Source organism: Streptomyces sp. NBC_00083 (assembly GCF_026343295.1).
In the GTDB taxonomy this organism is placed as follows: Bacteria; Actinomycetota; Actinomycetes; order Streptomycetales; family Streptomycetaceae; genus Streptomyces.
Window position 1 is genome coordinate 822676 of the sequence record NZ_JAPELY010000002.1, and the last position, 24023, is coordinate 846698.

A 24023-nucleotide genomic window follows, 5' to 3' on the forward strand; every position below is an offset into this window, starting at 1 on the left:
CCGGGGCGCACCTGGGCCGGGACCGCCCGCCCCGGGGCGGGCCCCGTCGTGCGGGCTACCCTGGCCGGGTGAGTACTGAGCAGACCCCCGAAGCCCCCGCAGGACCGCGCCCCGGCCGGCTGACCGCCGCGGCCGCGCTCTCCGCGCTCGAAGGGCTCGCCCTGGTCGCCGGTGGCCTCTTCATGCTCGTGATGGGCCTCACCGGCAAACCGGACCGGCCCGCCCAGGCCGAGACCGGCGGCGTGACCCTCGTGGTCCTCGGCCTGATCCCGCTGATCGCCGCCCGCGGCCTGCTGCTGCGCCGCCGCTGGAGCCGGGGCCCCTCGATGATCACCCACATCATGGCGCTGCCCGTCGCCTGGATGTTCCTCCGCTCGGACGGCGCCCCGTGGATCCCGGCGGGCATCGTCCTCGCCGCGGTGGCCGTCACCGCCCTGGTGCTCCTGGTCAACCCGGCCACCACCGAGGCGCTCGGCATCCGCGGACCGGTGAGCGACGCGTAGCCGCGCACCGGCCGCACGGTCCGCCTACTCCTCCACGAGCAGCCGCTCCCGCAGCTGCGCCAACGTGCGGGCCAGCAGCCGCGAGACGTGCATCTGCGAGATGCCGACCTCCTGCGCGATCTGCGACTGCGTCATGTTGCCGAAGAAGCGCAGCAGCAGGATCCGCTTCTCGCGCGGCGGCAGGTCTTCGAGGAGCGGCTTGAGCGACTCGCGGTACTCGACGCCTTCGAGCGCCTCGTCCTCGGCGCCAAGGGTGTCCGCCACCGCCGGCGACTCGTCGTCCGTGTCCGGCACGTCGAGCGAGAGCGTGGAGTAGGCGTTCGCCGACTCCAGTCCCTCCAGGACCTCCTCCTCGGAGATGCCGAGCCGCTCGGCCAGTTCGTGCACCGTCGGCGAACGGCCGTGCTGCTGCGAGAGCTCCGCGGTCGCCGTCGTCAGCGCGAGCCGCAGCTCCTGGAGCCGGCGCGGCACCCGCACCGCCCAGCCCTTGTCGCGGAAGTGCCGCTTGATCTCACCGACGACCGTCGGCGTCGCGTACGTCGAGAACTCCACGCCCCGCTCGGGGTCGAAGCGGTCCACCGACTTGATCAGACCGATCGTGGCGACCTGCGTCAGATCGTCGAGCGGCTCGCCCCGGTTGCGGAAGCGCCGCGCCAGGTGCTCGACCAGCGGCAGGTGCATCCGTACCAGCCGGTTGCGCAGCTCGGCCTTCTCCGGCGAGCCCTCGGGCAGCTTGCGCAGCTCGATGAACATCGCCCGCGCCCCGCTGCGATCGTGTGGATCGTGGTGCCTGTGCTCGGTGTGCTCGCTCATAAAGGCCGCCCGCTCTGCCTGCTCCGCCGCGTACAAAAGGCCATCTGGGCCGTCCACAGGGCTGTCCACCGGGTGCGGCCGGGCCTGCTGCTCCGGGATGTCCGCGGAGTGCGGCACGCCGGGAATGCGCTCGTCGTCCCGCACCGGGCCCTCCCCGCTCACGCCGGTCCGGGTCCCGCGCCGCGCTGTTTGTACAGGCTGATGGAGACCGTACGGTCGTCGGCCACGGACGAGTCGACCTTGCCGGCGAGTGCGGAGAGCACCGTCCAGGCGAAGGTGTCGCGCTCCGGGGCCCGGCCGTCGGTGGTCGGGGCCGAGACCGTGACCTCCAGTGAATCGTCGACGAGGCGGAACACGCAGCTCAGCACCGAGCCCGGTACGGCCTGCTGGAGCAGGATCGCGCAGGCCTCGTCGACCGCGATGCGCAGATCCTCGATCTCGTCGAGGGTGAAGTCCAAACGTGCCGCGAGGCCGGCCGTGGCCGTACGCAGCACTGACAGGTAGGCACCCGCGGCCGGCAGCCGGACTTCCACGAAGTCCTGATTCCCGGGCTCGCCTGCGATCTGGGACACCCTCACCTCCAAGGTGGCACAAGCTCTGTCGGGGCCCGGGGAGGGGAGAAGTCCCGGGGCCGTGGGTACGGGGTCCGTACCTGGACTGGCGACGCTATCGCGATCCATGGTGCCCTGTCGCCGGAAGCTCTCCCGGCGACTGTCACTCATGGTAAGCCCATGAGTACGGACAGTGGCTAGAGGTTTGCAGTGCCCAATTGCTGTGAACCGGGACCGGGTTGACGTACCCAGGCACCGGGGCGTCGAACCCCCGCCGTCACACCAGCAGTCCGTCGACGAAACACCAGCGCCAGCTCTCACCCGGCTCGAAGGTGCGCATCACCGCGTGACCGGTCTCCTTGAAGTGGCCCGTGGCGTGCTGGTTGGGCGACGAGTCGCAGCAGCCGACATGACCGCAGACCAGGCACAGGCGCAGCTGTACGGGGTGCGTACCCTCCTTCAGACACTCCGGGCAGGTGTCGTTCAGCGGGGACGCCTCGGGGCGCGGCAGTTCTGCAACGTGCGGACACTCGCTCATGATGGCCAGGTTACGACGGAGCGCCCGGCGCGGGTGAGTGGGGACGGACTGTCTGATGGATGCATTGCCGCTGGTGGCGCTGATCGCGGCGAGCGCGGCGGTGGCGGGAGGGGCCCGCAGGACACCGGTGCCGGCGCCGCTGCTCCTGGTGGCGGTGGGGCTGATCGGGGCGTACGTGCCCGGCGTCCCGGCGTACACCCTCGACCCGCACATCGTGCTGCCGCTCGTGCTGCCCCCGCTGCTGCACACGGCGGCCCTGGAGAGTTCCTACCTCGATCTGCGCGCCAACCTCCGGCCGGTCGCGCTGCTCTCCGTCGGTTACACGCTGTTCGCGACGGTGGTGGTCGGCTACCTCGCGTACCTGCTCGTGCCCGATCTGCCGATCACCGCGGCGCTGGTGCTCGGCGCGGTCATCGCGCCGCCCGACGCGGTCGCGGCCACCGCCATCGCGCGCCGGCTGCGGCTGCCCGGCCGCATCACCACGATCCTCCAGGGCGAGTCCCTGGTGAACGACGCGACCGCGATCACCGCGTACAAGGTGGCGCTCGCGTCGGCCGTCGGGGCGGGGGCGACCTGGGGCGGCGGGCTCAAGGAGTTCGCGCTCGCCTCCATCGGCGGCATCGGCGTCGGACTCGTCCTCATGCTGCCGATCCACTGGCTGCGCCGCCATCTGCACGAGGCGCTGCTCCAGAACACCCTGTCGCTGCTCATCCCCTTCATCGCCTACGCGGCGGCCGAGCAGGTCGGGGCGTCGGGGGTGCTCGCCGTCGTGGTCGTCGCGCTCTACCTCGGCCACCGCTCCTGGCAGGTCGACTTCGCCACCCGGCTCCAGGAGGAGGCCGTCTGGAAGATGGTCGCCTTCCTCCTCGAATCGGCGGTGTTCGCGCTGATCGGACTGCAAATGCCGGTCGTGCTCAGGGGACTTGGGGAGTACGGGGTCGGCGAGGCGGTGTGGTACGCGGTGGGGGTGTTCGCCCTGGTGGTGGCGGTCCGGTTCGTCTGGGTCTTTCCGGCCACCTTCCTGCCGCGCCGGCTGTCCGCGAAGGTGCGGGGGCGGGAGCCCGACGTCGACTGGACGGCGCCGGTGATCGTGGGGTGGGCCGGGATGCGCGGCGTGGTCTCGCTCGCCATCGCCTTCTCCATCCCGCTGACGATGGAGGACGGCTCGGCGTTCCCCGCGCGCAACCTGGTGCTCTTCCTGACCTTCACGACGGTGATCGGCACGCTGGTCGTGCAGGGGCTGACCCTGCCGCCGCTGATCCGGCTGCTCAAGCTTCCCGGGCGGGACACCCAGGCCGAGACGCTCGCCGAGGCGCAGGCCCAGAGCGAGGCCTCGCGGGCGGCCGAGGACCGGCTCGACGAGTTGCTCACCGACGAGCGCAACGCCCTGCCGCCGCCGCTCGCCGCGCGGCTGCGGACGGTGCTCGAGCGGCGGCGCAACGCGGTGTGGGAGCGGTTGGGGGCGGTCAACGAGGAGACGGGGGAGTCGGCGGACGACACGTACCGGCGGTTGTCGCGCGCGATGATCGAGGCGGAGCGGGAGGTGTTCGTGTCCCTGCGGGACGCGCGGCGGATCGATGACGAGATGATGCGGACGTTGCTGCGCAGGCTGGACCTGGAAGAAGCCGCGGCCTACCGCGAGGGCGAACCTGACCCACCCCCTGGGGCTCCGCCCCAGACCCCGTTCGCGCCTTGAGGGCGCTCGTCCTCAATCGCCGGACGGGCTGGGGATGTGCACGCTGCCCGGCATGGCGTAGCTAGGGGCGCGGGGAACTGCGCGGGACGCGGGCACGGTCCGCAGACGTAGGCGGGGTTGCTGGGGCTCCACCCCCAGACCCGTGTCGCGCCCGGAAGGCGCTCGTCCTCAATCGCCGGACGGGCTGGGGATGTTCGCGCCGCCCGGCGTGGGGTAGCTAGGGGCGCGGGGAACTGCGCGGGACGCGGGCACGGTCCGCAGGCGTAGGCGGGGTTGCCTGGGGCTCCGCCCCGGACCCCGGTTCGCGCCTTGAGGGCGCTCGTCCTCAATCGCCGGACGGGCTGGGGATGTGCGTGTTGCCCGGCACCCGTGCCGCTAGGGGCGCGGGGAACTGCGCGGGACGCGGGCACGGTCCGCACCCGAAAGCGGGGTTGCCTGGGGCTTCGCCCCAGACCCCGTTCGCGCCTTGAGGGCGCTCGTCCTCAAACGCCGGACGGGCTGGGGATGCCGATGCCAGGCACCCTGCCACGGGCACCGCTCCTAGGGCCCCGGCGTGCCGGTCAGGATGGCCGTTACGGTGGAGCCGGGGTCGAAGGCGCCCTCCGCTGCCAGCTGCACCAGCGCGTACAGGAGCTTCGCCACATAGACCCGCTCCACCCCCACCCCGTGCCGCCCCTCGAAGTCCCGCGCGAACGCGTCGAGCTCGGGCGGGACGCGTGCGTACCCCCCGAAGTGGAAGCGGTCGTCCAGGGTCCAGGTGCCCCGGGGGCCGCCGAAGGCCGTCTCCTGGAGGGCGCGGACCTCCGAGGTCAGGAAGGAGCCCTTGAGGACCGGCACCCCGAGCGCCCGCTGGCCGGGGGCGAGGCCGGCGGCCAGGCCGGCCAGGGTGCCGCCCGTGCCGCAGGCCACCCCGACCACGTCCGTGACTCCGCGCAGCTCCTCGCCGAGCGCCGTACAGCCGCGTACCGCGAGGGAGTTGCTGCCGCCCTCGGGCACGACGTACGCGTCCTGGCCGAGCAGGTCGAGGAGGCCCGCGAGCACGTCCGGCGAGGACTTGCGCCGGTAGGTCGACCGGTCGACGAAGTGGAGCCGCATGCCGTCCGCCGCGCACTGCGCGAGGGAGGGGTTGAGCGGCCGCCCGGCGAGCTCGTCGCCGCGTACGACGCCGATCGTGGGGAAGCCGAGGATGCGCCCCGCCGCGGCGGTCGCGCGCAGGTGGTTGGAGTAGGCGCCGCCGAAGGTGAGCACGGGCCGGCCGGCCGCGGCCCGCAGGTTCGGCACCAGCTTGCGCCACTTGTTGCCGACGAGGTCCGGATGGATCAGGTCGTCCCGCTTGAGGAGGAGCCGTACCCCGTGCCGCGCGAAACGCTCGTCCGCCGCCTCCTCCAGGGGGGAGGGCAGGCGGGGGGCGAGCGTTTCGTGGTTCATCCGGCCATTGTCGCGTCGAACGTCACTTCAGTCGCTCGTGCACGCGTTCGCGCAGCCAGTCCATGGTGAAGCCGCGCGGATCGACCTTGCCGACCTGCCACTCCTTGTGGCCGATCACGGAGCGCTCGGTCCAGCCGTAGTGGCGGCACACGGCGGCCGCGGCCTTCTCGATGGCGTCGAGCTGGGCCTGGGGCCACGGGTCCTTGCCGTCGCCGAGGTTCTCGCACTCGAAGCCGTAGAAGTGCGTGTTGCCGTCGGTGTCGTTGCGCTGCGGCGGCGGCAGCCTCTTCTCGGCGATCACGGCGCGCAGCACGTCCGCGTCGCCCGCCCCCGCGTGGTTGGCGCGGCCGTTGCCGACGAGGTGCACCCGGCCGTCCTTGGTGATCACGCCGTGGCAGAGGGGGCCGGGCAGCGACTCGTACCCGTCGTAGCAGAGGCGCACCGTGGCGTCGGCGCCGCTGGTGGCGGTGTGGTGGATCACGACGCCGTTGACGGGCCCCCAGCCGCCGTGGCCGGCCCGGTTGTGGCTGCGCCACTGGCCGACCTCGACGACGGTGAGGCCCTCGGCGCGCAGGGCGGCGAGGAACTGGTCTGCGGACATGGGTGGGGCCATGGCCGCCTCCTTCCAGAGCGGTGCGGAACATCTCGTACCGCTTGTACCCCAGCTCCCGCTATGGGGCGATCTGTTCGGATTGGTGAGCGAGCCGATCCGGACAGCCCTGCCGCGCGCGGCCGAGCGGCGCGTCAGTCCTGGGCGAGCCACAGGTCGGGGCCGAAGACCTCGTAGTGGATGTCGGCGGCGGCCACGCCCTTGGCGAGCAGCTGGGTGCGGACGGCGCGCATGAACGGGAGCGGGCCGCAGAGGTAGGCGCGGGTGCCGGACGGGACCGGCACCGACGCCAGGTCCACCCGGCCCGTGCGGCTGGCGGGGTGGCCGGGCTCGGGGTCCTCGTACCAGAAGTGGGCGGCCGCGTCGTGGAGTTTGGCGGTGAGCGCCGCGTGGTCGGCGCGCAGCGGATGCGCGGCGGGGGAGCGGTCGCCGTGCACCACGGTCACCGGCGAGCGGTGTCCGGTGGCCGCGAGCTGCTCCAGCATCGCCACCATCGGCGTGCAGCCGATCCCCGCGGAGGCGAGCAGCAGCGGGGCGTCGCACGCGTCGAGCACCAGATCGCCGTACGGGGCCGAGACGCGCAGCGAGTCGCCCTCGCGCAGGTGCGCGTGGAGGTGGCCGGAAACCTCACCGTCGGGCGCGCCCGTGACGCGCTTCACGGTGAAGGAACGCAGCTCGCTGCCGGGCGCCGAGGTCAGGCTGTACTGGCGTATCTGCCGTGCCCCGTCGGGCAGTTCGACCTGGACGGAGACGTACTGGCCGGGCCGGAAGGCGGGGGCGGGCGCGCCGTCGGCGGGGCGCAGCCGGAAGGTGGCGCAGTCGGCGGTCTCCTCGGTGCGGCCGACGACCGTCCACGCGCGCCAGACGTCACCCGCGAGCACGCCCTGCTCCGCGTGGAGGCGGGCCTCGATGGCGATGAGGGCGTTCGCCATCAGCCAGTACACCTCGTCCCAGGCCCCGGCCGTCTCGGGGGTCAACCTCCCCGGGCTCTCGTCCCCGTTCGGGCCGGGGGCGGCCGCACGGCCGAGCACCTCGGCGATCGCCGCGAACAGGTGCTCGTGGACGACCTCGTACTGCTCCGCCGTGACGCCGAGCGAGGCGTGCTTGTGGGCGATGCGGCCGAGCATCGCGTCCGGGCGCTCGTCAGGGTGGTCGACCAGGTGCGTCGCGAACGCGGCTATGGAGCCGGCGAGCGCCTGCTTCTGGAGACCGGCGGCCTGGTTGCCCCGGTTGAACAGATCGCGCAGCAGTGCCGGGTGGGCCTCGAAGAGGCGCTCGTAGAACCGCTCGGTGATGGTGCCGATGGCCGCTCCGACGGCGGGCAGGGTGGCGCGTACGGCCGCGGTCGACTTCTCGGACAGCATCGGCGGACTCCTCGTTTTAATTGGTATCCAAGACTCTAATTTGACTCTAAGGGAGGGGGGCGCGGGACGCCGCGGCGGGGTCGGACGGGGGTGCCGGCGGGGTCAGCGGCCGGTGATGCCGAGCAGGAGCGGGCCGGTCGGCGCGGCGATCAGGTCCTCCACGGTGATCTCGTCGAGGGACTCGTAGAACGCCTCCTGGGCGCGGTGCAGCGCGCGCCGCAGCCGGCACGCCGCGGCGAGCGGGCACGGCGTCGCGCCCTCGCAGTCCACCACGTCGCCCGGCCCTTCGAGTTCGCGCACGAGCCCGCCCACGGAGGCGAGCCGGCCCGCCGCGGTGAGGGTGAGTCCGCCGCCCCGGCCGCGCCGCGCCTCCACGAGGCCGAGGTGCTGGAGCCGGGCGACGACCTTCGCGGTGTGCGTGTACGCGATGCGCATCGCGTCGGCGACCTCGCGCGTGGTGGGCGGGGCCTGGCCGTCGGCGTTCTCGACGACCGCGAGGCGCATCAGCACCCGCAGGGCGAGGTCGGTGAATCTCGTCAGCCGCATGGAAGCACCGTAGGTAACTGGCATGGGCCGTGCAAATAAAAGACCGGGCCAAGGGGTGGTGGTCGGCCGGTATGGCCGGACCGCGCGGTCGCCGGGGCGCGCGGGGGCTGTTCGAACGCTGCGCGGTGGCTGCCCGGCCGGCCGGTGCTCCAATCCCACTCATTTGAGTAATGGCGCGCCGACTCTCCGTGATGGAAGTGTTATCGGCGCAGCTTGATGATCGTGAGAGCGCCCAGAAGGAGTCACATGTCGGTCGAGGCAGGTCCCGAGAACCGCGCACAGCAGAGTCTCGGCACAGCCGCCGCGCGGAACTTGGCGACCACCACCAAGTCCGCCCCCCAGATGCAGGAGATCACCTCCCGTTGGCTGCTGCGGATGCTGCCGTGGGTCCAGGTGCAGGGCGGTACGTACCGGGTCAACCGACGGCTCAGCTACTCCGTGGGAGACGGGCGGATCACCTTCGTCCAGACCGGCGAGCGGGTCGCGGTCATCCCCGCCGAGCTGGGCGAGCTGCCCGCGCTGCGGGACTTCGAGGACGAGGCGGCGCTCGGCGAGCTCGCCAACCGCTGCGAACAGCGCGAGTACGGGGCGGGCGAGATCATCGCCACCGCGGGCGACGTCACGGACCGGGTCTTCCTGCTGGCGCACGGCCGCGTCGAGAAGACCGGCACCGGCCAGTACGGCGACGAGACCGAACTCGGCTTCCTCGCCGACGGGGCGTACTTCGGCGAGCAGGCCCTGGTCTCGTCGGACGCCACCTGGGAGTGGACGGTCCGGGCCACCACCGCGTGCACCGTCCTGGTCCTGAGCCGGGCCGACGTGCTCAACCTCGCCGAGCGCTCCGAGTCGCTGCACGCGCACCTCACGGCGGTCTCCGCACTGCCGCATCAGCGCACCAACACCTACGGCGAGGCGGCGATCGACCTCTCCGCGGGCCACGTCGGCGAAGCCGTCATCCCGCACACCTACGTCGACTACGAGGGCTCGCCCCGCGAGTACGAACTCTCCGTCGCGCAAACGGTGTTGAAGGTCCACAGCCGGGTGGCGGACCTCTACAACCAGCCGATGAACCAGACCGAGCACCAGCTCAGGCTCACCGTCGAGGCGCTGCGCGAGCGCCAGGAGCACGAGCTCGTCAACAACCGGGAGTTCGGCCTCCTGGCCAACTGCGACTACGGCCAGCGGCTCCAGCCGCACGACGGGGTGCCGAGCCCCGACGACATGGACGAACTGCTCTCGCGCCGCCGCGGCAACAAGCTCTTCCTCGCCCACCCCCGCGCGATCGCCGCCTTCGGACGCGAGTGCAACAAGCGCGGCCTGGTCCCCGAGACCGTGGAGGTCGCGGGCACCCATGTGTCGGCCTGGCGCGGCGTGCCGATCTTCCCGTGCAACAAGATCCCGGTGAGCGAGGCCCGTACCACCTCGATCATCTGCATGCGTACCGGCGAGGCCGAGCAGGGCGTCATCGGGCTCCAGCAGTCGGGGATCCCGGACGAGATCGAGCCGAGCCTCTCGGTCCGCTTCATGGGCATCGACGAGCAGGCGATCATCTCGTACCTGGTCACGGCCTACTACTCGGCCGCCATCCTGGTGCCCGACGCGCTCGGCGTCCTGGAGAACGTCGAGGTCAGCCGCTGGCGGTGAGCCCACGGTCCGGGCGCGCGCCTCACGCGGTGCGCCCGGTGTCCGTGTCAACCCCGAGAAAGGTCACCCTAGTTGGCCATGCCGGATGCCATGGAGGGCCGTGAGGCCGTCGAGCTGCTGGCGCGGACCCGTGCCGTCGTCACGCCCCACCTGCGCGCCACCGTCGAATCGCTGCCCGGCTCCCTGCGCCGGGTCGCCCGGTACCACTTCGGCTGGGAGAGCGCCGACGGCTCCCCGGCCGGCGCCCCCGAGGCCAGGGCGATCCGCCCGGCCCTCGTGTTCGCCGCCGCGCACGCGCTCGGGGGCCGGCCCGAAGCGGCGGTCCGGCCGGCCGCAGCCGTGGAACTGGTCCACCACGTCACCCTGCTCCGCGACGACGTCGTCGACGAGGACGTCCCACGGCACCACCGCCCCACCGTCCGCGCCGTGTTCGGTGCCCCCGACGCCATCCTCGTGGGCGACGCGCTGCTCGCTCACGCACTGCGGGTGATCGCCGACGACGGCCACCCCGCGGCCGGCGCGGCCTCGGCCCGGCTCGCCGCGTGTGTCATCGAGCTGTGCGCGGGCCGGCAGGCCGACCGCGCCGTCGAGCACCGGGCCCCGCAGGACGTCTCGCTCGACGACTGCCTCGCGACGGCGACGGCGAGGACCGGCGCCCTGCTCGGCTGCGCCTGCGCACTCGGCGCCCTGTACGCCGGGGCCGGCGAGGAGGAAGTCGCCGCCATGGACGCGTTCGGGCGCGAGGCCGGGCTCGCCTTCCAGCTCATCGACGACCTCATCGGCATCTGGGGCGACCCCGGGCACACGGAGAAGCCCGCCGGCGCCGACCTCGCCGCGCACAAGAAGTCGCTGCCCGTCGTCGCCGCGCTCGGCACGGGCACCCCGGCGGCGGCCGAACTCGCCGCCCTGTACGCGGGCCCGATGGAGCCCGACGCGGTCCGCGAGGCCGCCGACGCCGTGGAACGGGCGGGCGGCCGCGACTGGGCCCAGCTCCACGCCGCCGACCGCATGGCCCGCGCGGTCGACCACCTCGCACGCGCCGTGCCCGATCCTGCCGCGGCGGGTGAACTCCTCGCCCTGGCCGAATGCGTGACCCGACGCACCGGGTGACCGCGCGGCGCGGGGTGACCGGGCGGCAGCGGGTGACGGGGCCGCGCCGGGTGACCGCGCGGTGGCCGGTGGTGTGCTCCGGGATCCGGGAAACGGGCGATTGGCCCAGGGAACCGGCTCACAAGTGGACCTCGGGCCAGGCCACTTGAGCGGGTTGGATGAGTCCATGCCCTCCCGTCTCCTGCCGCCCGCCGGTCCCGCCCGTGCCCTCGCCGTCGCCCAGCTCGTCAACGCGCTCGGGGACGGCGCCTTCCTCGTCACCTCTGCGCTGTACTTCAGCCGCGTCGTCGGCCTGCCTCCCACCCGGATAGGTCTCGGACTCACGCTCGCCTGGGCCGTGGGGGCGCTCGCCGGGGTGCCGCTGGGGCAGCTCGCCGACCGGCGCGGCCCGCGCACCGTGGCCGTTCTGCTCGCCGCCGCCACCGGCGTCTCGGTCGGCGCCTTCCTCTTCGTCCGCGGCTTCCTGCCCTTCGTGCTCGCCGCGTGCTGCTACGCCACCGCGCAGACCGGCCTCGCCGCCGCCCGCCAGGCGCTGCTGGCCGCGCTCGTCGCCCGCCGGGACCGCACCCGCCTCCTCGCGCACCTCCAGTCCACGCTCAACGCCGGGCTCGCCGTCGGCGCCGCGATCGGCGGGGTCGCGCTGCACTACGGCACCCGCACCGCGTACCTCTCCGTCTTCGCGATGGACGCGGCCGCCTTCCTGCTCTGCGCGCTCGTGCTGCTCCGGCTCCCCGAGGTGGCACCCACCCCCGCGTCCCCGGGCCGCGGCCCCCGCTTCACGGTGCTGCGCGACCGGCCGTACGCCCTGGTCACCTTCCTCAACACGCTGCTCCTGCTGCGGATGCCGCTGATCAGCCTCGCCGTCCCGCTGTGGACCGTCACCCGCACCGACGCACCGGGCTGGCTGGTGTCCGCGCTGCTCGTGCTCAACACCGGCGCGGTGATGCTCTTCCAGGTCCGTACCGCGTCCGCCGTACGCGATCTGCCGAGCGCCGTACGGACCGTGGCCCGCGGCGGGGCCCTGATGCTGGCCTCCTGCGCGGTGTTCGCGCTGAGCGCCCTCGACGCGCCCGTCTGGACCGCCGTGGCCGTCCTGCTCGTCGCCGGCGCGCTCCAGGTGGCGGGCGAGATGATGCAGTCGGCCGGCGCCTGGCAGATCGGCTTCGATCTCGCGCCCGCCGAGCAACAGGGCCAGTACCAGGGGTTCTTCGGAATGGGCGTGCCGCTGGCCCGGATGCTCGGCCCGCTGCTGCTCACCGCGCTGATCGTCGACTGGGGCACGCCCGGCTGGCTGCTGCTCGGCGCCCTGTTCCTCGGCGCCGGCCTCGCGCTCGGGCCCGCGGTCCGCTGGGCGGAGCGCGTCGACTCTGCGATGGTGAAGGTCGGTTGACGGTCCACGAGACGGGAGCGGCGCGCATGAGCCTACGGATCAGGCGGGCGGCACAGCGCGATGCGGAGGCGGCGGTGGGGATCCTGGACGAGGCGTTCCGCGACGACCCGGTGAGCTGCTGGGTGCTGCCCGACCCGGCGCGGCGCCCCGCGGCGCACCCGCGCCTGATGGCGGCGTTCTTCCAGATCTCCCTCGACGAGGGGCACGTGGACCTCGCCGAGGACGGATCCGCGGTCGCGCTGTGGCTCGACGTCCCGGCCGAGCCGCAGCAGCCGGGGGGTGGCGACGACGGCCCGGCGCAGCTGCGGGCCTACGTCGACCCCGACAACGAACGGGTCGAGCTGATGGCCCACTTCATGGGCGCCCACCACCCGCACGGCCGTGCCCACGCGTACCTGATGATGGTCGGCGTGCTTCCGGACCGGCAGGGCCGCGGCCTCGGCACCGAGCTGATCACGGCCGTCCTGGAGCGGTGCGACCGGGAGGGCCTGCCCGCGTACCTGGAGGCCAGCAGCGAGCGCAGCCCCGCGCTCTACCGGCGCCTCGGGTTCGCGCCGCTCGGCGAGCCGGTGCGGCTGCCGGACGGCCCCCAGGTCTTCCCGATGTGGCGCGAGCCGAAGGCCTGAGGGACGCGAGGCCGCGATCGCGGCGGTACGGGACCTCGACGGTGACGGGTGCGCCGGATTCACCCGGCCCGGCATGAAATGGCCCTGACCCGGCGCCGGTCGAAGTCGGTCGCGATCATGCGAGAACGGGGTGCTCGTCTCGAAGGGCACAAGGAAGCGGTACCACTCATTTCGGTCACCCCCTGTGACGAACGGCAGCGTACGCCGCTAATCTCCGCGCATGACACCACAGTCATGGGCGGGTTGGTATCGCGACCGCCTAGGATCAGAAGCGCTGACGATCACCACGGACGGGACGCAACTGCGGACCCGGATCAGGGGGGTCGACTTCGCCGGAGCGAGCTTCGACTCGCTCGGCCCCGTGCCGGGGATACCGACGGAGAGCGGGACCTTCGCGCTCGACGGCGGGAACCTCCGTGACTTCGTACTCGAATGGGACATGCCCGTGCCCGTCTCCTCGGACGACGGCGCCGTTCAGGAGGCCACGCTGAGCTGTCTGCTCTCCCTCAAACCGCCGGAGCCCGACCTCGGGGTCGCGCTGCACTTCGGGGGAGCGGTGTACGCCAGCGGCCGGGCGGAGCTCGACTTCGGCTCCGTGCTCGACGACATCCGGCGCCAACTCCCGTCCGGCTCAAGCCTCCAGAGGTCTCCCCTGGACGCGATCTAGCCCGCCCCGTCCCTTCGTCCCTCCGCCCGCTCACCACGCGGCCGCCGCGCATCGGGGAGTCCCAGGACTCCCCGGCGCAGGGCGGCCGCTCCGCGTTCCGGGCGGGGCCTCGCGGGCCCTGGCGTCCGAGGGTGGCGCTGGGTGCGGCGGGGCCTCGCGTGAGAGCCCCGCTCAGTAGGTCTGGAGCTCCAGCAGGTTCCCGTCCGGGTCGTGGAGGTGCGCGGCCTGCAACCCGGGTCCCCAGGCGGGCAGTTCGCGGGCGGGGGCGGCCACGGTGGCGCCGGCCTCGACGCAGAGCGAGACCGCCGCGTCGAGGGCGTCGCGCGTCGCCGTATGGATGACGAGGGAGGCGCCGCCGCCCGGCACCGCGTCCTCGCCGAGCGCGGCGATCATCGCGGCCCGCGCGAACAGGGCAAGCGCGGTGCGCCCGTCCGGCGCGTCCCAACTGGCGTAGCCCGAGGCGGAGGTGCCGCGCGCCAGGGTGCAGCCGGTGAGCTCGGGCAGCACGGCCTCGTAGAACCGGAACGCCGGCTCGTAGTGGTCGACGAGAAGCCGGGGGTACGGAGGATCCAGAGGTTCCATACCCCGAACCTAACCCGGAAGCGGCGCCTCCGCGGATGTGCCCGCGATCACGCGTGACGCCACCCGCGCAGCGAAACCCCCGGCCTGCGGCCCGCGAGGTAGTGCCGCAGGGCGTTCGAGGTGGTGGGGACGAAGGCGTCGGGGAGGGCGTTCACGTCCGTCCAGCGGACCTGGGCGTGCTTGCCGGGTTCGCGGTTCTCGGGTTCGCCGGTCCACGTGCGGGCGCTGAAGACGACCGTGACGTAGCCGTTGGGGGCCTCGACTCCCCAGGCGCCGTGGACGATGTGCGCCACGTGCAGGTCCTCTGGCCGCACCGTCAGACCGGTCTCTTCGTGGAGCTCGCGGACCGCCGTCGCGGTGATGGGCTCACCCGGTTCGCTCTTGCCGACGGGCAGGTCCCACAGGCCCCGGCCGAACTTGGCGTGCTCGCCGCGCTGGAGCAGGACCACGCGGTCGGTGGCGGTGTCGTGCACGATGACCGCGGCGACCAGCACCGTCATCGCGCCGAGCGCGGGGTCGGGTGCTGGTGGCCGGTGGCCGGTCCCCGGGGGCACGGTGGTTCCCTTCGTCGGACGGCTCGGCGCCGCGAGGGCGAAAAAAGTCCGCACCCGCTCCGTCATGGACGCCGAGTACGGCGGCCTGCGGGCCGGGTGCGGACCTGGAGACACCGCGAGCGCCCGGGAAGAGGACGTCGCAGCTCCGAAGGGTGACCTGAGGTCAGGCCTTCTTCGTCTCCCAGAAGATGCGGTCGATCTCGGCGATGAGTTCGAGCGCCTTCTCGCCGGTCTTCGGGTCCGTCGAGGCCTTCGCGGTGGAGAGGGCCTTGAGGGTGTCGTTGACCAGCTGGTGGAGCTGGGGGTACTTCTCGAAGTGCGGGGGCTTGAAGTAGTCGCTCCACAGCACGGAGACGTGGTGCTTCGCGAGCTCCGCACGCTGTTCCTTGATGACCACGGCACGCGCACGGAAGTGCGGGTCCTCGTTGGCCTGGAACTTCTCCTGTACGGCCTTGACCGACTCCGCCTCGATGCGGGCCTGGGCAGGGTCGTACACACCGCAGGGCAGGTCGCAGTGCGCGCTGACCTTCACCTTGGGGGCAAACAGGCGGGAAAGCATTGAGCTGTCCTTCCTCGTGATCGTCTTCTCAGGTGGGACATTACTCGGTGAGAGACGGTATTTCGCGGGTGCCCCCATGGGCTTAGGTCAAAAGTCCAGGGTCACCCCGGGACTCGTGGCGGAACGTACCGTGGGTGTGGCGGCGGGGTGCCGGTGGCCTGGAGGTGGGTGACGGATGACGGACGAGGGGCGGGAGCCGAGGGTGCCGTTGGGGATCGCTGAGGTCCTGGGGACCTCGATGGTCCCCACGCTGTTGCACGGGGATCAGCTGCTCGTGCATTACGGAGCCGAGCTGCGGGCCGGTGACGTGGCGGTGCTGCGCCACCCCCTGCAGCAGGATCTGCTCATCGTCAAGCGGCTGATGGAGCTGCGCGAGAGCGGCTGGTGGGTGCTCGGCGACAACACCGACGACGAGGTCGTGGACAGCAGGGCCTTCGGCGCCGTCCCGGTCGAGCTGGTGCTCGGCCGGGTGCGCGGGCGCTTTCGGCCGATGACGGCCGGGCGCCGGCGCACGGCGGGCTACCTGGCGTCCTGGGCCGTCTCGGCGGTCAGGCTCGTGCTGTCCGACCGCTCGGTCTCCTGGCGCTTGCGGGCGCGGTAGGCGGCGACGTTGGCGCGGGTCGCGCAGCGGTCCGAGCAGTAGCGCCGCGACCGGTTGGTCGAGGTGTCGAGATAGGCGTTGCGGCACGGCGCTGCCTGACACAGGCCCAGCCGGTCGACCCCGAACTCCGTCAGGTGGAACGCCAGGCCCATGGAGGCGATCGCCGCGTAGCCGGCCGTCGCGTTCGACGGGTGGTCGGCCAGGTGCATGTGCCACAGCGGGCGGTCGTCCGCGTCGCGGTGCTCGTGTCCCGACACCTGCGGGCTGACGGGGAATTCGAGGAGCAGCGAGTTGAGCAGGTCCACCGCCTGAACCTCCTCGCCGCGGTCCGCCGCCTCGAAGACCGCCCGCAGCCGGGCCCGCACCGATCGGAAGCGCGTCACATCCGCGTCGGTCGCCCTGCGGGCCGCCGACTGGTTGCCGCCGAACAGCTCCCGGACCGCGTCGACCGATGTCAGCGCGTCCTTGTTGCGGGCCGGCTCCTCGGTGTTGACCAGGCGTACGGCGTAGTCCGAGTAATAGGCCAGTTCCACTTGTAGTCCTTACGGCGGCGGTCTAGGGTCGGGAGCGATTCAGGTAACGGCTGGGTACCCTTCGAGGGTATTACACAGTGGCTCCCAAGGAGGGCTTCCGGTGTCGGAAACGAGTACGAACGCGGAGACGGGTGCGGGGCCGGGGACCGGGACCGGGACGACCGGGACCGGAGTCGGCGTCGGCGTCGGGACGGATACCGGGTCCGAGGCGGAGGCCGGTGCCCCCGATTCCTGGCGGGGCTGGCAGGACAGCTGGGACCGGCAGCAGGAGTGGTACATGCCGGACCGCGAGGAACGCTTCCGGGTCATGCTCGACATGGTCGAGGCCTGCGTCGGCCCCGCGCCGCGCGTGCTCGACCTGGCGTGCGGCACGGGCAGCATCACGGACCGCCTCCTCGCGAGGTTCCCCGACGCGGTCAGCACCGGCGTCGACCTGGACCCCGCGCTCCTCGCCATCGCCGAGGGCACCTTCGCCGGGGACGGCCGGGCCACGTTCGTCACCGCCGACCTCAAGGACCCGAAGTGGGCCGAGTCGCTCCCGTACGAGACCTATGACGCCGTCCTGACCGCGACCGCCCTGCACTGGCTGCACAGCGAGCCGCTGGCCGTGCTCTACGGGCAGATCGGCGGGCTCGTCCGCGACGGCGGTGTGTTCATGAACGCCGACCACATGATCGACCCGGCCACGCCCCGCATCAACGCCGCCGAACGCGCCCACCGCCACGCCCGGATGGACCACGCCAAGGCCGGGGGCGCCCTCGACTGGGCGCAGTGGTGGGCGCTGGCCGCCGCGGACCCGGTGCTCGCGGGACCCACCGCCCAGCGGTACGAGATCTACGGCGAGCACGCCGACGGCGACATGCCCTCCGCGTCCTGGCACGCCGCCACCCTGCGCGCGGCCGGATTCGCCGAGGCCCGCCCCGTCTGGGCCTCGCCCTCCGACACGCTGCTCCTCGCCCTCAAGTAGGGCAGCGAAAAGGGGGGTTGCGAGCCTCGGCCCGCAACCCCCCTCGTCCATCGGCCGGTTACAGCACCTTCGACAGGAACGACTTCGTCCGGTCGTGCTGCGGGTTGGTCAGGACGTCGCGCGGGTGGCCCGCCTCGACCACCACACCGTCGTCCATGAACACCAGCGAGTCGCCGACCTCGCGCGCGAAGCCCATCTCGTGGGTGACCACGATCATCGTCATGCCGTCCTCGGCCAGGCCCCGCATGACGTCCAGGACATCGCCCACCAGCTCGGGGTCGAGCGCGGAGGTCGGCTCGTCGAAGAGCATCAGCTTCGGCTGCATCGCCAGCGCACGGGCGATCGCCACGCGCTGCTGCTGGCCGCCGGAGAGCTGCGAGGGGTAGTTGCCCGCCTTGTCGGCGAGGCCCACCCGGTCGAGCAGCTTCAGCGCCCGCTCGCGGGCCACCGACTTCGACTCGCGCTTGACCTGGACCGGCGCCTCCATGACGTTCTCGACGGCGGTCATGTGCGGGAACAGGTTGAAGCGCTGGAAGACCATGCCGATGTCCCGGCGCTTCAGGGCGACTTCACTGTCCTTCAGCTCGTAGAGCTTGTCGCCCTTCTGCCGGTAGCCGACCAGCTCGCCGTCGACGTAGAGCCGCCCGGCGTTGATCTGCTCCAGGTGGTTGATGCACCGCAGGAAGGTGGACTTGCCGGAGCCGGACGGGCCGATCAGGCAGAACACCTCGCCCTCGGCCACCTCCAGGTCGATGCCCTTGAGGATGTGGGCGGGGCCGAACGACTTGTGGACGCCCTCCGCCTTGACCATCGGTTGTGCAGTCATGGGGTCACCGCCGCCAGTGGGAGAGGGAGAGCAGGTTCGACTTGATGCGCTCCAGCGGCGTGGGCGGCAGGGCGCGCAGCGAACCGCGGGCGAATCGGCGCTCCAGGTAGTACTGGCCGACACTGAACACGCTGGTCAGGGCCAGGTACCAGATCGACGCCACGAAGAGCATCTCCATCACCGCGAACGAGGTCGCGGCGACGTCCTGGGCGCTGCGCAGCAGGTCCTGGTACTGGACGGCGACGACTAGCGACGACGTCTTCAGCATGTTGATGAACTCGTTGCCCGTCGGCGGGATGATCACCCGCATCGACTGGGGGAGCACCACGCGGCGCATGGTCTGCATCTGCGTCATGCCGAGCGCGTGCGAGGCCTCGGTCTGTCCCTCGTCCACCGACTGGATGCCGGCCCGGACGATCTCCGCCATGTACGCGCCCTCGTTGAGACCGAGGCCGAGCAGGGCGGCGAGGAACGGAGTCATGACCGCGGTCATGTAGTCCTTGTAGAACCCGAGGTTCAGGATCGGGAAGATCAGCGCCAGGTTGAACCAGATGAGGAGCTGTACGTAGACCGGGGTGCCGCGGAAGAACCAGATGTACAGCCAGGCGACCGAGCTGGTCACCGGGTTCTTCGAGAGCCGCATCACGGCGAACAGCACACCGAGGGCCAGACCCACCGCCATCGAGACGACGCTGATCAGCACGGTGTGCCACAGGCCGGTCAGGATGCTGGAGTCGAACAGCTTGTCGGTGACGGTGGCCCAGCGCACATTGCCCTGGGCGAACGCGTACGCGAGCGCGCCGAGCACGGCGACGACGAGTACGGCGCTGACCCAGCGGCCGTAGTGGCGGACCGGGATGGCACGGATGACATCCGGCGGGACCTGCTCCGGCGCGGCGTCGGCCGGGCCGGAGGGGGTCTTGTCGAGCTTGTCAGTCACAGCGACTGCCCTTCAGTGGTGCGCGGGTCAGGAGCCGCCGTTGATGGCTGCCTTGGTGACGGCGCCCTGCGCGCCGCCCCACTTGTCGATGGCCGCCTTGTACGAGCCGTCCTTGATGATCGCGTCAAGAGCCTGCGACAGGGCGTCGCGCAGCTGGGTGTTCTTCTTGTCCACCGCGATGCCGAACGGGCCCGCGTCCGAGGGGTTGGCGACCGACTCGAAGTCGGCGCCGCCGCCCGCGGTCTTCGCGATGTACGCGGCGACCGGGGAGTCGTTGAGGTCGGCCACGGCGCCGCCGGCCTTGACGCGGGTCTGCGCCTCGGCGTCGGTGGAGAAGGGCTCGAAGCTCAGCTTGCCCTTGCCGTCCTTCTCGCACTTGGCGGCGAGGTCCTTGGCGGCCTGCTCGTAGGTGGTGCCGCGCTGCACGGCGATGGTCTTGCCGCAGAGGTCGTCGGTGGACTTGATGCCCTGCGGGTTGCCCTTCTTGACCAGGATGCCGGTGCTCGCGGTGTAGTAGTCGACGAAGTCGACTCCCGTACCGGTCTTCTTGCCGTCCTTGTCAAGGCCTTCCTGGCGGGCCTTGGTGTCGCTCACCGAGGACATGACCGCGTCGTAGCGGCCGGTGGGCAGCGCGCCGAGCAGGGTGTCGAAGGTGCCGCTGGTGAACTCGAACTTCACCCCGAGCTGCTTGCCGAGGGCCGCGGCGATGTCGGGGTCGATGCCGACGATGTTCTCGCCCTGCTTGAACTCCATGGGCGCGTACGTGGCGTCCGTACCGACCTTGATGACGCCGGCCTTCTGGATGTTGGCGGGGAGCTTGGAGAACAGCGGGGCGGTGCTGGAGCCCGAGGACTCGGGCGCCGAGCCCTTCTTCGTCTGGTCACCGCAGCCGGTCACCAGGAGGGCGCCCGCGACCGCGATCGCGCCGACCGCGGCAATCCGGGACGTGGAGGCGGTCGTGCGGCGGGTGGTGCTTGCGGTCATGGTCGGGTTCCTCCGGCAGGTGGTGAGTGGAGTGGCCATGGAGTGCGTACAGCGAGAACGCACAGGTCCTGGCGGTGGTCGTGCACGCATCCTCGGGTGTCGCGACCGCGGTGTGAACCGCGTGTGAAGTCGCATCTTGCCATTCGGACCGCGGAAATCAGGGTCGCAGCCATGTCAAAATCGGATAACGGGTCACCCCCCGAAACCGTCCAGGCCGCCACATCCCGGCTCCGGGCGCCGGACCATGTGCGGGCAGTGCCCGCGCGGACCGCAGAATCTCCGGTTCATGCGGCGGCACGGACCTGTTCCATGCCGCGTAACCGACTTGTCGTGACAACACGTGAAGAGTCGTGTCACGGTACGGAGGCCGCTTGCGACGCGGCGTCGGCGCTGGGTCAATATGGACTCGTCGGCGGACGTCTCTGTCCGGTAAGAAGGATCCTTACACCCCTCATCCGGGGCTCAGGGCGCGTGTGCGGCGCGCCCGCGCGTACGTACCTCCTCCCCGCGGGGTGGGCCAACCGCCCTCAGCGGGGAACGTACGCGGGTCCGCCCACCCCTCCTCAACAAGGAGTGGCCACCCTCAACTGATGAAGACTTAAGGGGTACAACACCATGGCAGCGGAGATCGTCAATCCTCGCAGCGACAGCAGCACGGAGGGCTACGGAGATTCCGTCGAATCCTTCGACCCTGCCTTCGCGCTCCACCGTGGCGGCAAGATGGCCGTGCAGGCCACCGTGCCGATCCGGGACAAGGACGACCTGTCCCTCGCCTACACGCCGGGCGTCGCCAAGGTGTGCAGCGCGATCGCGGAGAACCCGGAGCTGGTCCACGACTACACCTGGAAGTCGCAGGTGGTCGCCGTCGTGACGGACGGCACCGCGGTGCTCGGACTCGGTGACATCGGTCCCGAGGCCTCCCTCCCGGTCATGGAGGGCAAGGCGATCCTCTTCAAGCAGTTCGGCGGCGTCGACGCGGTGCCGATCGCGCTCGCGACCACCGACACGGACGAGATCATCGAGACCGTCGTCCGCCTCGCCCCCTCCTTCGGCGGGGTGAACCTGGAGGACATCTCGGCCCCCCGCTGCTTCGAGATCGAGCGGCGCCTGCAGGAAGCCCTGGACATCCCGGTCTTCCACGACGACCAGCACGGCACGGCCGTCGTCACCCTGGCCGCCCTGCGCAACGCCGCGAAGCTCACCGGACGCACCCTCGGCGACCTGCGCGCCGTGATCTCCGGGGCCGGCGCGGCCGGTGTCGCCATCGCCAAGTTCCTGCTCGAAGCGGGCCTCGGCGACGTGGCGGTCACGGACCGCAAGGGCATCGTCAGCAGCGACCGTACGGACCTGACGGACGTCAAGCGGGAGCTCGCCGAGCTCACCAACAAGGCGGGCCTGACCGGCTCGCTGGAGAGCGCGCTGGCCGGCGCGGACGTCTTCATCGGCGTCTCCGGCGGTACGGTCCCCGAGCCCGCGGTCGCCTCGATGGCGCCGGGTGCCTTCGTCTTCGCGATGGCCAACCCGAACCCCGAGGTGCACCCCGACATCGCGCACAAGTACGCGTCGGTCGTGGCCACCGGCCGCTCGGACTACCCGAACCAGATCAACAACGTGCTCGCGTTCCCCGGCATCTTCGCGGGCGCCCTCCAGGTCCGGGCCTCCCGGATCACCGAGGGCATGAAGATCGCCGCGGCCAACGCGCTGGCCGACGTCGTGGGCGACCAGCTCGCCGCCGACTACGTCATCCCGTCGCCGTTCGACGAGCGGGTCGCCCCCGCCGTCACCGCCGCGGTGGCGGCCGCCGCCCGCGCCGAGGGCGTGGCGCGCCGGTAACACCGCGCGGTAGCTCTGCGCACAAGCCGTGCCGGGCCCTCCTCCGGGGGAGCCCGGCACGGCTTTTTCGTGGCCGCCGTGCGGCGTGCGGGGCGTCACAGCCGTGGGAGGTTCCGGCAGCCGGGCCCCGCACCCTAGGGTCGGGGCCATGTTCGCCGCCTACGCCGCCCGCATCGACCGTGACCAGCCGCTCAGCGGCCTTGAGTTGGGGGAGCGGCCGGCCCCCGAGGTACGCCCCGGCTGGAGCCTGATCGACGTACGGGCCGCCTCCCTCAACCACCACGACGTCTGGTCGCTGCGCGGCGTCGGACTCGGCGAGGACAAGCTGCCGATGATCCTGGGCTGCGACGCGGCCGGGATCGACCGGGACGGCAACGAGGTCGTCCTGCACTCGGTGATCGGCCAGAGCGGCCACGGGGTCGGCCCCACCGAGGGCCGCTCGATCCTCACCGAGAAGTACCAGGGCACCTTCGCCGAGCAGGTCGCCGTGCCCACCTGGAACGTGCTGCCCAAGCCGAAGGGGATGAGCTTCGCGGAGGCCGCGTGCCTGCCGACGGCGTGGCTCACGGCGTACCGGATGCTCTTCACCAACGCCGGTGTGCGGCCCGGGGATTCGGTGCTCGTGCAGGGCGCGGGCGGCGGGGTCGCCACCGCCGCGATCGTGCTCGGCAAGGCGGCGGGCCTGCGGGTCTTCGCGACCAGCCGCGACGAGGCCAAGCGCAAGCGGGCCGTGGAGCTGGGCGCGGTCGAGGCGTACGAATCCGGTGCGCGGCTGCCGCAGCGCGTCGACGCGGTGATCGAGACGGTGGGCGCTGCGACCTGGTCCCACTCGGTCAAGTCGCTGCGGCCCGGCGGCACCCTGGTCATCTCCGGCGCCACCAGCGGCGACCGTCCCGCCCACGCCGAGCTGACCCGCATCTTCTTCCTCGAACTGAAGGTCGTGGGCTCCACGATGGGCACGAAGGACGAGCTGGAGGACCTGCTGGCGTTCTGCTCGGCCACGGGGGTACGTCCCGTCATCGACGAGGTCCTTCCGCTGGACCGGGCGCGTGAGGGCTTCGAGAAGGTGGCGTCGGGCGACCTGTTCGGAAAGGTCGTGCTCACGGTGGGGTGAGGCGGGCCGGGGGAGGGCCGGCCGGTCCGGCCGGGCTTCGGGGCCGTGGGTCCGCGCGTGCGTGCGCGGGGCCGCGGCCCTTTTTCCGAGCCGGATGTCAACTTTGGTTGACGGGGGCCGCGTGTCAATGTACGTTGACAGGCATGACCGAGGCCACCGATCTCGCCGCACGAGCCGGCGACCGCGACCCGAGGGTCGGACTGCGAGCCGTCGCCGCGCTGCGACGGCTCCTGGAACAGCTCGAATCCGTACAGGTACGAAGCGCCCGCAACCAGGGCTGGTCATGGCAGGAGATCGCCGCCGAACTGGGGGTCAGCCGCCAGGCCGTCCACAAGAAGCACGGGAGGACTTGATGTTCGAGCGATTCACGGCGGATGCGCGGGGGGTGGTGGCTGGTGCCGTCGAGCACGCGTCCCGCGCGGGGTCCCCGGTGGTGACCGAGGAGCACCTGCTGCTCGCCCTCCTCGACCGGGAGGACACCCGGGCGGGGGCCGCGCTCGCCTCCCTCGGCCTCACCTCCCGGCGCGCCGAGATCACCGAGGCGCTGGCCGCCGCGCGGCGCCGGGGCGGCATGTCCAAGGCGGACGAGGACGCGCTGGCGGGGCTGGGCATCGCCGTCGAGGAGATCGTCACGCGGGTCGAGGAGGTGCACGGGCCCGGCGCGCTCTCCGGCGCGGAGCCGGGCAAGGCGTGGCCCTCGGGGAGGCCGGCCTTCACGAAGGGGTCGAAGAAGGTCCTGGAGAAGTCGCTCCGGCTGGCTGTGGCGCGAAAGCGGAAGTCGATCGGCGACGAGCATGTGTTGCTCGCGCTGGTGGTGTTGCCGGGGTTGGTGGGGGAGGTTCTTGCGGGGCTCGGCGGCACGTACGGAGAGGTCGAACAAGCCCTGGCCCCCTGACCCCGGCCCAGCGCGCGGACCTACGCCTTTCGCGCGGCTCCGCTGCGGTGGGCGAGGGTGCGGGCTGCGACGCCGGGTGCCCTACCGGGCGCGTCCGGTCGGCGCCGGGTGCCCTACCAGGGGCGCGGGGCTGTGCCGTTTGCGCGGCT

At 72.0% G+C, this 24023-nt stretch carries 27 protein-coding genes; 13 read left to right on the forward strand and 14 right to left on the reverse strand.

The features are described from left to right. Window positions 1-68 precede the first annotated feature (68 nt). Window positions 69-503 (forward strand): hypothetical protein, encoded by a 435-nt coding sequence (locus OOJ98_RS20145; protein WP_267056320.1) that lies wholly within the window; start codon window positions 69-71, stop codon window positions 501-503. Between the two features lie 24 nt (window positions 504-527). Here OOJ98_RS20145 and OOJ98_RS20150 read toward each other — a convergent pair whose 3' ends face one another. The 3 genes from OOJ98_RS20150 to OOJ98_RS20160 all read right to left on the reverse strand — a co-directional run bounded on the left by OOJ98_RS20150 (window position 528) and on the right by OOJ98_RS20160 (window position 2405). Beyond that, complete coding sequence (locus tag OOJ98_RS20150) at window positions 528-1460, reverse strand: RNA polymerase sigma factor SigF (RefSeq protein WP_267056321.1); 933 nt, start codon at window positions 1458-1460, stop codon at window positions 528-530. Window positions 1461-1474: 14 nt separating this feature from the next. Beyond that, window positions 1475-1888 carry an anti-sigma regulatory factor gene (locus OOJ98_RS20155; RefSeq protein ID WP_067163834.1) on the reverse strand — a complete coding sequence of 138 codons (414 nt, stop codon included), beginning with the start codon at window positions 1886-1888 and terminating at the stop codon, window positions 1475-1477. A gap of 256 nt (window positions 1889-2144) precedes the next feature. After that, on the reverse strand, window positions 2145-2405 hold the full coding sequence (locus OOJ98_RS20160) for a UBP-type zinc finger domain-containing protein (protein WP_267056322.1): 261 nt from the start codon (window positions 2403-2405) through the stop codon (window positions 2145-2147). 55 nt (window positions 2406-2460) lie between these two features. Between OOJ98_RS20160 and OOJ98_RS20165 the strand changes: the two genes are divergently transcribed. Further along, the gene (locus OOJ98_RS20165) at window positions 2461-4101 is read left to right on the forward strand and encodes a Na+/H+ antiporter (protein ID WP_267056323.1); all 1641 of its coding nucleotides are present in this window, start codon (window positions 2461-2463) and stop codon (window positions 4099-4101) included. A 540-nt stretch (window positions 4102-4641) separates the two neighbouring features. Here OOJ98_RS20165 and OOJ98_RS20170 read toward each other — a convergent pair. The 4 genes from OOJ98_RS20170 to OOJ98_RS20185 form a co-directional block, all read right to left on the reverse strand. Further along, window positions 4642-5529: a 1-aminocyclopropane-1-carboxylate deaminase/D-cysteine desulfhydrase gene (locus tag OOJ98_RS20170; RefSeq protein WP_267056324.1), complete on the reverse strand. Its 888-nt coding sequence runs from the start codon at window positions 5527-5529 to the stop codon at window positions 4642-4644. A 22-nt stretch (window positions 5530-5551) separates the two neighbouring features. Beyond that, window positions 5552-6142 (reverse strand): N-acetylmuramoyl-L-alanine amidase, encoded by a 591-nt coding sequence (locus OOJ98_RS20175; RefSeq protein WP_267056325.1) that lies wholly within the window; start codon window positions 6140-6142, stop codon window positions 5552-5554. A gap of 131 nt (window positions 6143-6273) precedes the next feature. Beyond that, window positions 6274-7503 carry a globin domain-containing protein gene (locus OOJ98_RS20180; RefSeq protein WP_267056326.1) on the reverse strand — a complete coding sequence of 410 codons (1230 nt, stop codon included), beginning with the start codon at window positions 7501-7503 and terminating at the stop codon, window positions 6274-6276. Window positions 7504-7605: 102 nt separating this feature from the next. After that, window positions 7606-8049, reverse strand: coding sequence for an Rrf2 family transcriptional regulator (locus OOJ98_RS20185; RefSeq protein WP_267056327.1), 444 nt, complete (start codon window positions 8047-8049; stop codon window positions 7606-7608). Window positions 8050-8295: 246 nt separating this feature from the next. On the opposite strand from OOJ98_RS20185, the gene OOJ98_RS20190 reads away from it, so the two are divergent. The 5 genes from OOJ98_RS20190 to OOJ98_RS20210 all read left to right on the forward strand — a co-directional run bounded on the left by OOJ98_RS20190 (window position 8296) and on the right by OOJ98_RS20210 (window position 13486). Then, entirely contained in the window at window positions 8296-9693 is a 1398-nt protein-coding gene (locus tag OOJ98_RS20190; RefSeq protein WP_267056328.1) for a family 2B encapsulin nanocompartment shell protein, read from the forward strand. A gap of 78 nt (window positions 9694-9771) precedes the next feature. Further along, window positions 9772-10803 carry a polyprenyl synthetase family protein gene (locus tag OOJ98_RS20195; protein ID WP_267056329.1) on the forward strand — a complete coding sequence of 344 codons (1032 nt, stop codon included), beginning with the start codon at window positions 9772-9774 and terminating at the stop codon, window positions 10801-10803. 166 nt (window positions 10804-10969) lie between these two features. Next, window positions 10970-12193 carry an MFS transporter gene (locus OOJ98_RS20200; protein ID WP_267056330.1) on the forward strand — a complete coding sequence of 408 codons (1224 nt, stop codon included), beginning with the start codon at window positions 10970-10972 and terminating at the stop codon, window positions 12191-12193. Window positions 12194-12219: 26 nt separating this feature from the next. Next, window positions 12220-12819 (forward strand): GNAT family N-acetyltransferase, encoded by a 600-nt coding sequence (locus tag OOJ98_RS20205; protein WP_267056331.1) that lies wholly within the window; start codon window positions 12220-12222, stop codon window positions 12817-12819. Between the two features lie 220 nt (window positions 12820-13039). Continuing rightward, window positions 13040-13486: a DUF6304 family protein gene (locus tag OOJ98_RS20210; protein ID WP_267056332.1), complete on the forward strand. Its 447-nt coding sequence runs from the start codon at window positions 13040-13042 to the stop codon at window positions 13484-13486. A gap of 171 nt (window positions 13487-13657) precedes the next feature. Here the strand turns inward: OOJ98_RS20210 and OOJ98_RS20215 are convergent, their stop codons facing one another. From OOJ98_RS20215 to sodN, 3 genes are all read right to left on the reverse strand, one after another. Continuing rightward, entirely contained in the window at window positions 13658-14068 is a 411-nt protein-coding gene (locus OOJ98_RS20215; RefSeq protein ID WP_267056333.1) for a VOC family protein, read from the reverse strand. A gap of 47 nt (window positions 14069-14115) precedes the next feature. Continuing rightward, window positions 14116-14568 carry an NUDIX domain-containing protein gene (locus OOJ98_RS20220; RefSeq protein ID WP_267057039.1) on the reverse strand — a complete coding sequence of 151 codons (453 nt, stop codon included), beginning with the start codon at window positions 14566-14568 and terminating at the stop codon, window positions 14116-14118. Between the two features lie 217 nt (window positions 14569-14785). Then, window positions 14786-15181, reverse strand: a complete 396-nt coding sequence (gene sodN / locus OOJ98_RS20225; RefSeq protein ID WP_267056334.1) for a superoxide dismutase, Ni — start codon at window positions 15179-15181, stop codon at window positions 14786-14788. 175 nt (window positions 15182-15356) lie between these two features. Here sodN and sodX point away from each other — a divergent pair, with 175 nt between their 5' ends. Beyond that, complete coding sequence (gene sodX, locus OOJ98_RS20230; RefSeq protein ID WP_267056335.1) at window positions 15357-15782, forward strand: nickel-type superoxide dismutase maturation protease; 426 nt, start codon at window positions 15357-15359, stop codon at window positions 15780-15782. Here the strand turns inward: sodX and OOJ98_RS20235 are convergent. Continuing rightward, window positions 15701-16315, reverse strand: a complete 615-nt coding sequence (locus tag OOJ98_RS20235; protein WP_267056336.1) for a CGNR zinc finger domain-containing protein — start codon at window positions 16313-16315, stop codon at window positions 15701-15703. The two genes, sodX and OOJ98_RS20235, sit on opposite strands and share 82 nt — an antisense overlap. A gap of 277 nt (window positions 16316-16592) precedes the next feature. On the opposite strand from OOJ98_RS20235, the gene OOJ98_RS20240 reads away from it, so the two are divergent. Beyond that, a complete protein-coding gene (locus OOJ98_RS20240) occupies window positions 16593-17282 on the forward strand; it encodes a trans-aconitate 2-methyltransferase (RefSeq protein ID WP_267057040.1) in 690 nt (229 codons plus the stop codon). Between the two features lie 58 nt (window positions 17283-17340). Here OOJ98_RS20240 and OOJ98_RS20245 read toward each other — a convergent pair whose 3' ends face one another. Genes OOJ98_RS20245 through OOJ98_RS20255 form a run of 3 tightly spaced genes read right to left on the reverse strand, consistent with a single transcriptional unit; the run spans window position 17341 to window position 20032 of the window. Then, a complete protein-coding gene (locus OOJ98_RS20245) occupies window positions 17341-18108 on the reverse strand; it encodes an amino acid ABC transporter ATP-binding protein (RefSeq protein WP_323177915.1) in 768 nt (255 codons plus the stop codon). A gap of 4 nt (window positions 18109-18112) precedes the next feature. Further along, a complete protein-coding gene (locus OOJ98_RS20250; protein ID WP_267056337.1) occupies window positions 18113-19048 on the reverse strand; it encodes an amino acid ABC transporter permease in 936 nt (311 codons plus the stop codon). 27 nt (window positions 19049-19075) lie between these two features. Beyond that, on the reverse strand, window positions 19076-20032 hold the full coding sequence (locus OOJ98_RS20255) for an ABC transporter substrate-binding protein (protein ID WP_267056338.1): 957 nt from the start codon (window positions 20030-20032) through the stop codon (window positions 19076-19078). A gap of 615 nt (window positions 20033-20647) precedes the next feature. Between OOJ98_RS20255 and OOJ98_RS20260 the strand changes: the two genes are divergently transcribed. From OOJ98_RS20260 to OOJ98_RS20275, 4 genes are all read left to right on the forward strand, one after another. Next, window positions 20648-21865, forward strand: a complete 1218-nt coding sequence (locus tag OOJ98_RS20260; protein WP_267056339.1) for an NADP-dependent malic enzyme — start codon at window positions 20648-20650, stop codon at window positions 21863-21865. A gap of 148 nt (window positions 21866-22013) precedes the next feature. Next, window positions 22014-22979 (forward strand): zinc-binding dehydrogenase, encoded by a 966-nt coding sequence (locus tag OOJ98_RS20265; protein WP_267056340.1) that lies wholly within the window; start codon window positions 22014-22016, stop codon window positions 22977-22979. A 143-nt stretch (window positions 22980-23122) separates the two neighbouring features. After that, complete coding sequence (locus OOJ98_RS20270) at window positions 23123-23332, forward strand: HTH domain-containing protein (protein ID WP_100579604.1); 210 nt, start codon at window positions 23123-23125, stop codon at window positions 23330-23332. After that, window positions 23332-23874 carry a Clp protease N-terminal domain-containing protein gene (locus OOJ98_RS20275; protein WP_267056341.1) on the forward strand — a complete coding sequence of 181 codons (543 nt, stop codon included), beginning with the start codon at window positions 23332-23334 and terminating at the stop codon, window positions 23872-23874. Before OOJ98_RS20270 ends, OOJ98_RS20275 begins: the two co-directional genes overlap by 1 nt. Window positions 23875-24023: the final 149 nt, after the last annotated feature.

What these genes read in the sequence shown, in the direction of transcription:
- OOJ98_RS20275 (WP_267056341.1), top strand. Translation starts at nt 23,332, where the DNA reads ATGTTCGAGCGATTCACGGCGGATGCGCGGGGGGTGGTGGCTGGTGCC.
- OOJ98_RS20175 (WP_267056325.1), bottom strand. Translation starts at nt 6,142, where the DNA reads ATGGCCCCACCCATGTCCGCAGACCAGTTCCTCGCCGCCCTGCGCGCC.
- OOJ98_RS20220 (WP_267057039.1), bottom strand. Translation starts at nt 14,568, where the DNA reads ATGACGGTGCTGGTCGCCGCGGTCATCGTGCACGACACCGCCACCGAC.
- OOJ98_RS20185 (WP_267056327.1), bottom strand. Translation starts at nt 8,049, where the DNA reads ATGCGGCTGACGAGATTCACCGACCTCGCCCTGCGGGTGCTGATGCGC.
- OOJ98_RS20210 (WP_267056332.1), top strand. Translation starts at nt 13,040, where the DNA reads ATGACACCACAGTCATGGGCGGGTTGGTATCGCGACCGCCTAGGATCA.
- OOJ98_RS20255 (WP_267056338.1), bottom strand. Translation starts at nt 20,032, where the DNA reads ATGACCGCAAGCACCACCCGCCGCACGACCGCCTCCACGTCCCGGATT.
- OOJ98_RS20270 (WP_100579604.1), top strand. Translation starts at nt 23,123, where the DNA reads ATGACCGAGGCCACCGATCTCGCCGCACGAGCCGGCGACCGCGACCCG.
- OOJ98_RS20180 (WP_267056326.1), bottom strand. Translation starts at nt 7,503, where the DNA reads ATGCTGTCCGAGAAGTCGACCGCGGCCGTACGCGCCACCCTGCCCGCC.
- OOJ98_RS20245 (WP_323177915.1), bottom strand. Translation starts at nt 18,108, where the DNA reads ATGACTGCACAACCGATGGTCAAGGCGGAGGGCGTCCACAAGTCGTTC.
- OOJ98_RS20265 (WP_267056340.1), top strand. Translation starts at nt 22,014, where the DNA reads ATGTTCGCCGCCTACGCCGCCCGCATCGACCGTGACCAGCCGCTCAGC.
- OOJ98_RS20170 (WP_267056324.1), bottom strand. Translation starts at nt 5,529, where the DNA reads ATGAACCACGAAACGCTCGCCCCCCGCCTGCCCTCCCCCCTGGAGGAG.
- OOJ98_RS20200 (WP_267056330.1), top strand. Translation starts at nt 10,970, where the DNA reads ATGCCCTCCCGTCTCCTGCCGCCCGCCGGTCCCGCCCGTGCCCTCGCC.
- OOJ98_RS20195 (WP_267056329.1), top strand. Translation starts at nt 9,772, where the DNA reads ATGCCGGATGCCATGGAGGGCCGTGAGGCCGTCGAGCTGCTGGCGCGG.
- OOJ98_RS20190 (WP_267056328.1), top strand. Translation starts at nt 8,296, where the DNA reads ATGTCGGTCGAGGCAGGTCCCGAGAACCGCGCACAGCAGAGTCTCGGC.
- OOJ98_RS20215 (WP_267056333.1), bottom strand. Translation starts at nt 14,068, where the DNA reads ATGGAACCTCTGGATCCTCCGTACCCCCGGCTTCTCGTCGACCACTAC.
- OOJ98_RS20240 (WP_267057040.1), top strand. Translation starts at nt 16,593, where the DNA reads ATGCCGGACCGCGAGGAACGCTTCCGGGTCATGCTCGACATGGTCGAG.
- OOJ98_RS20205 (WP_267056331.1), top strand. Translation starts at nt 12,220, where the DNA reads ATGAGCCTACGGATCAGGCGGGCGGCACAGCGCGATGCGGAGGCGGCG.
- OOJ98_RS20165 (WP_267056323.1), top strand. Translation starts at nt 2,461, where the DNA reads ATGGATGCATTGCCGCTGGTGGCGCTGATCGCGGCGAGCGCGGCGGTG.
- sodX (WP_267056335.1), top strand. Translation starts at nt 15,357, where the DNA reads ATGACGGACGAGGGGCGGGAGCCGAGGGTGCCGTTGGGGATCGCTGAG.
- sodN (WP_267056334.1), bottom strand. Translation starts at nt 15,181, where the DNA reads ATGCTTTCCCGCCTGTTTGCCCCCAAGGTGAAGGTCAGCGCGCACTGC.
- OOJ98_RS20260 (WP_267056339.1), top strand. Translation starts at nt 20,648, where the DNA reads ATGGCAGCGGAGATCGTCAATCCTCGCAGCGACAGCAGCACGGAGGGC.
- OOJ98_RS20160 (WP_267056322.1), bottom strand. Translation starts at nt 2,405, where the DNA reads ATGAGCGAGTGTCCGCACGTTGCAGAACTGCCGCGCCCCGAGGCGTCC.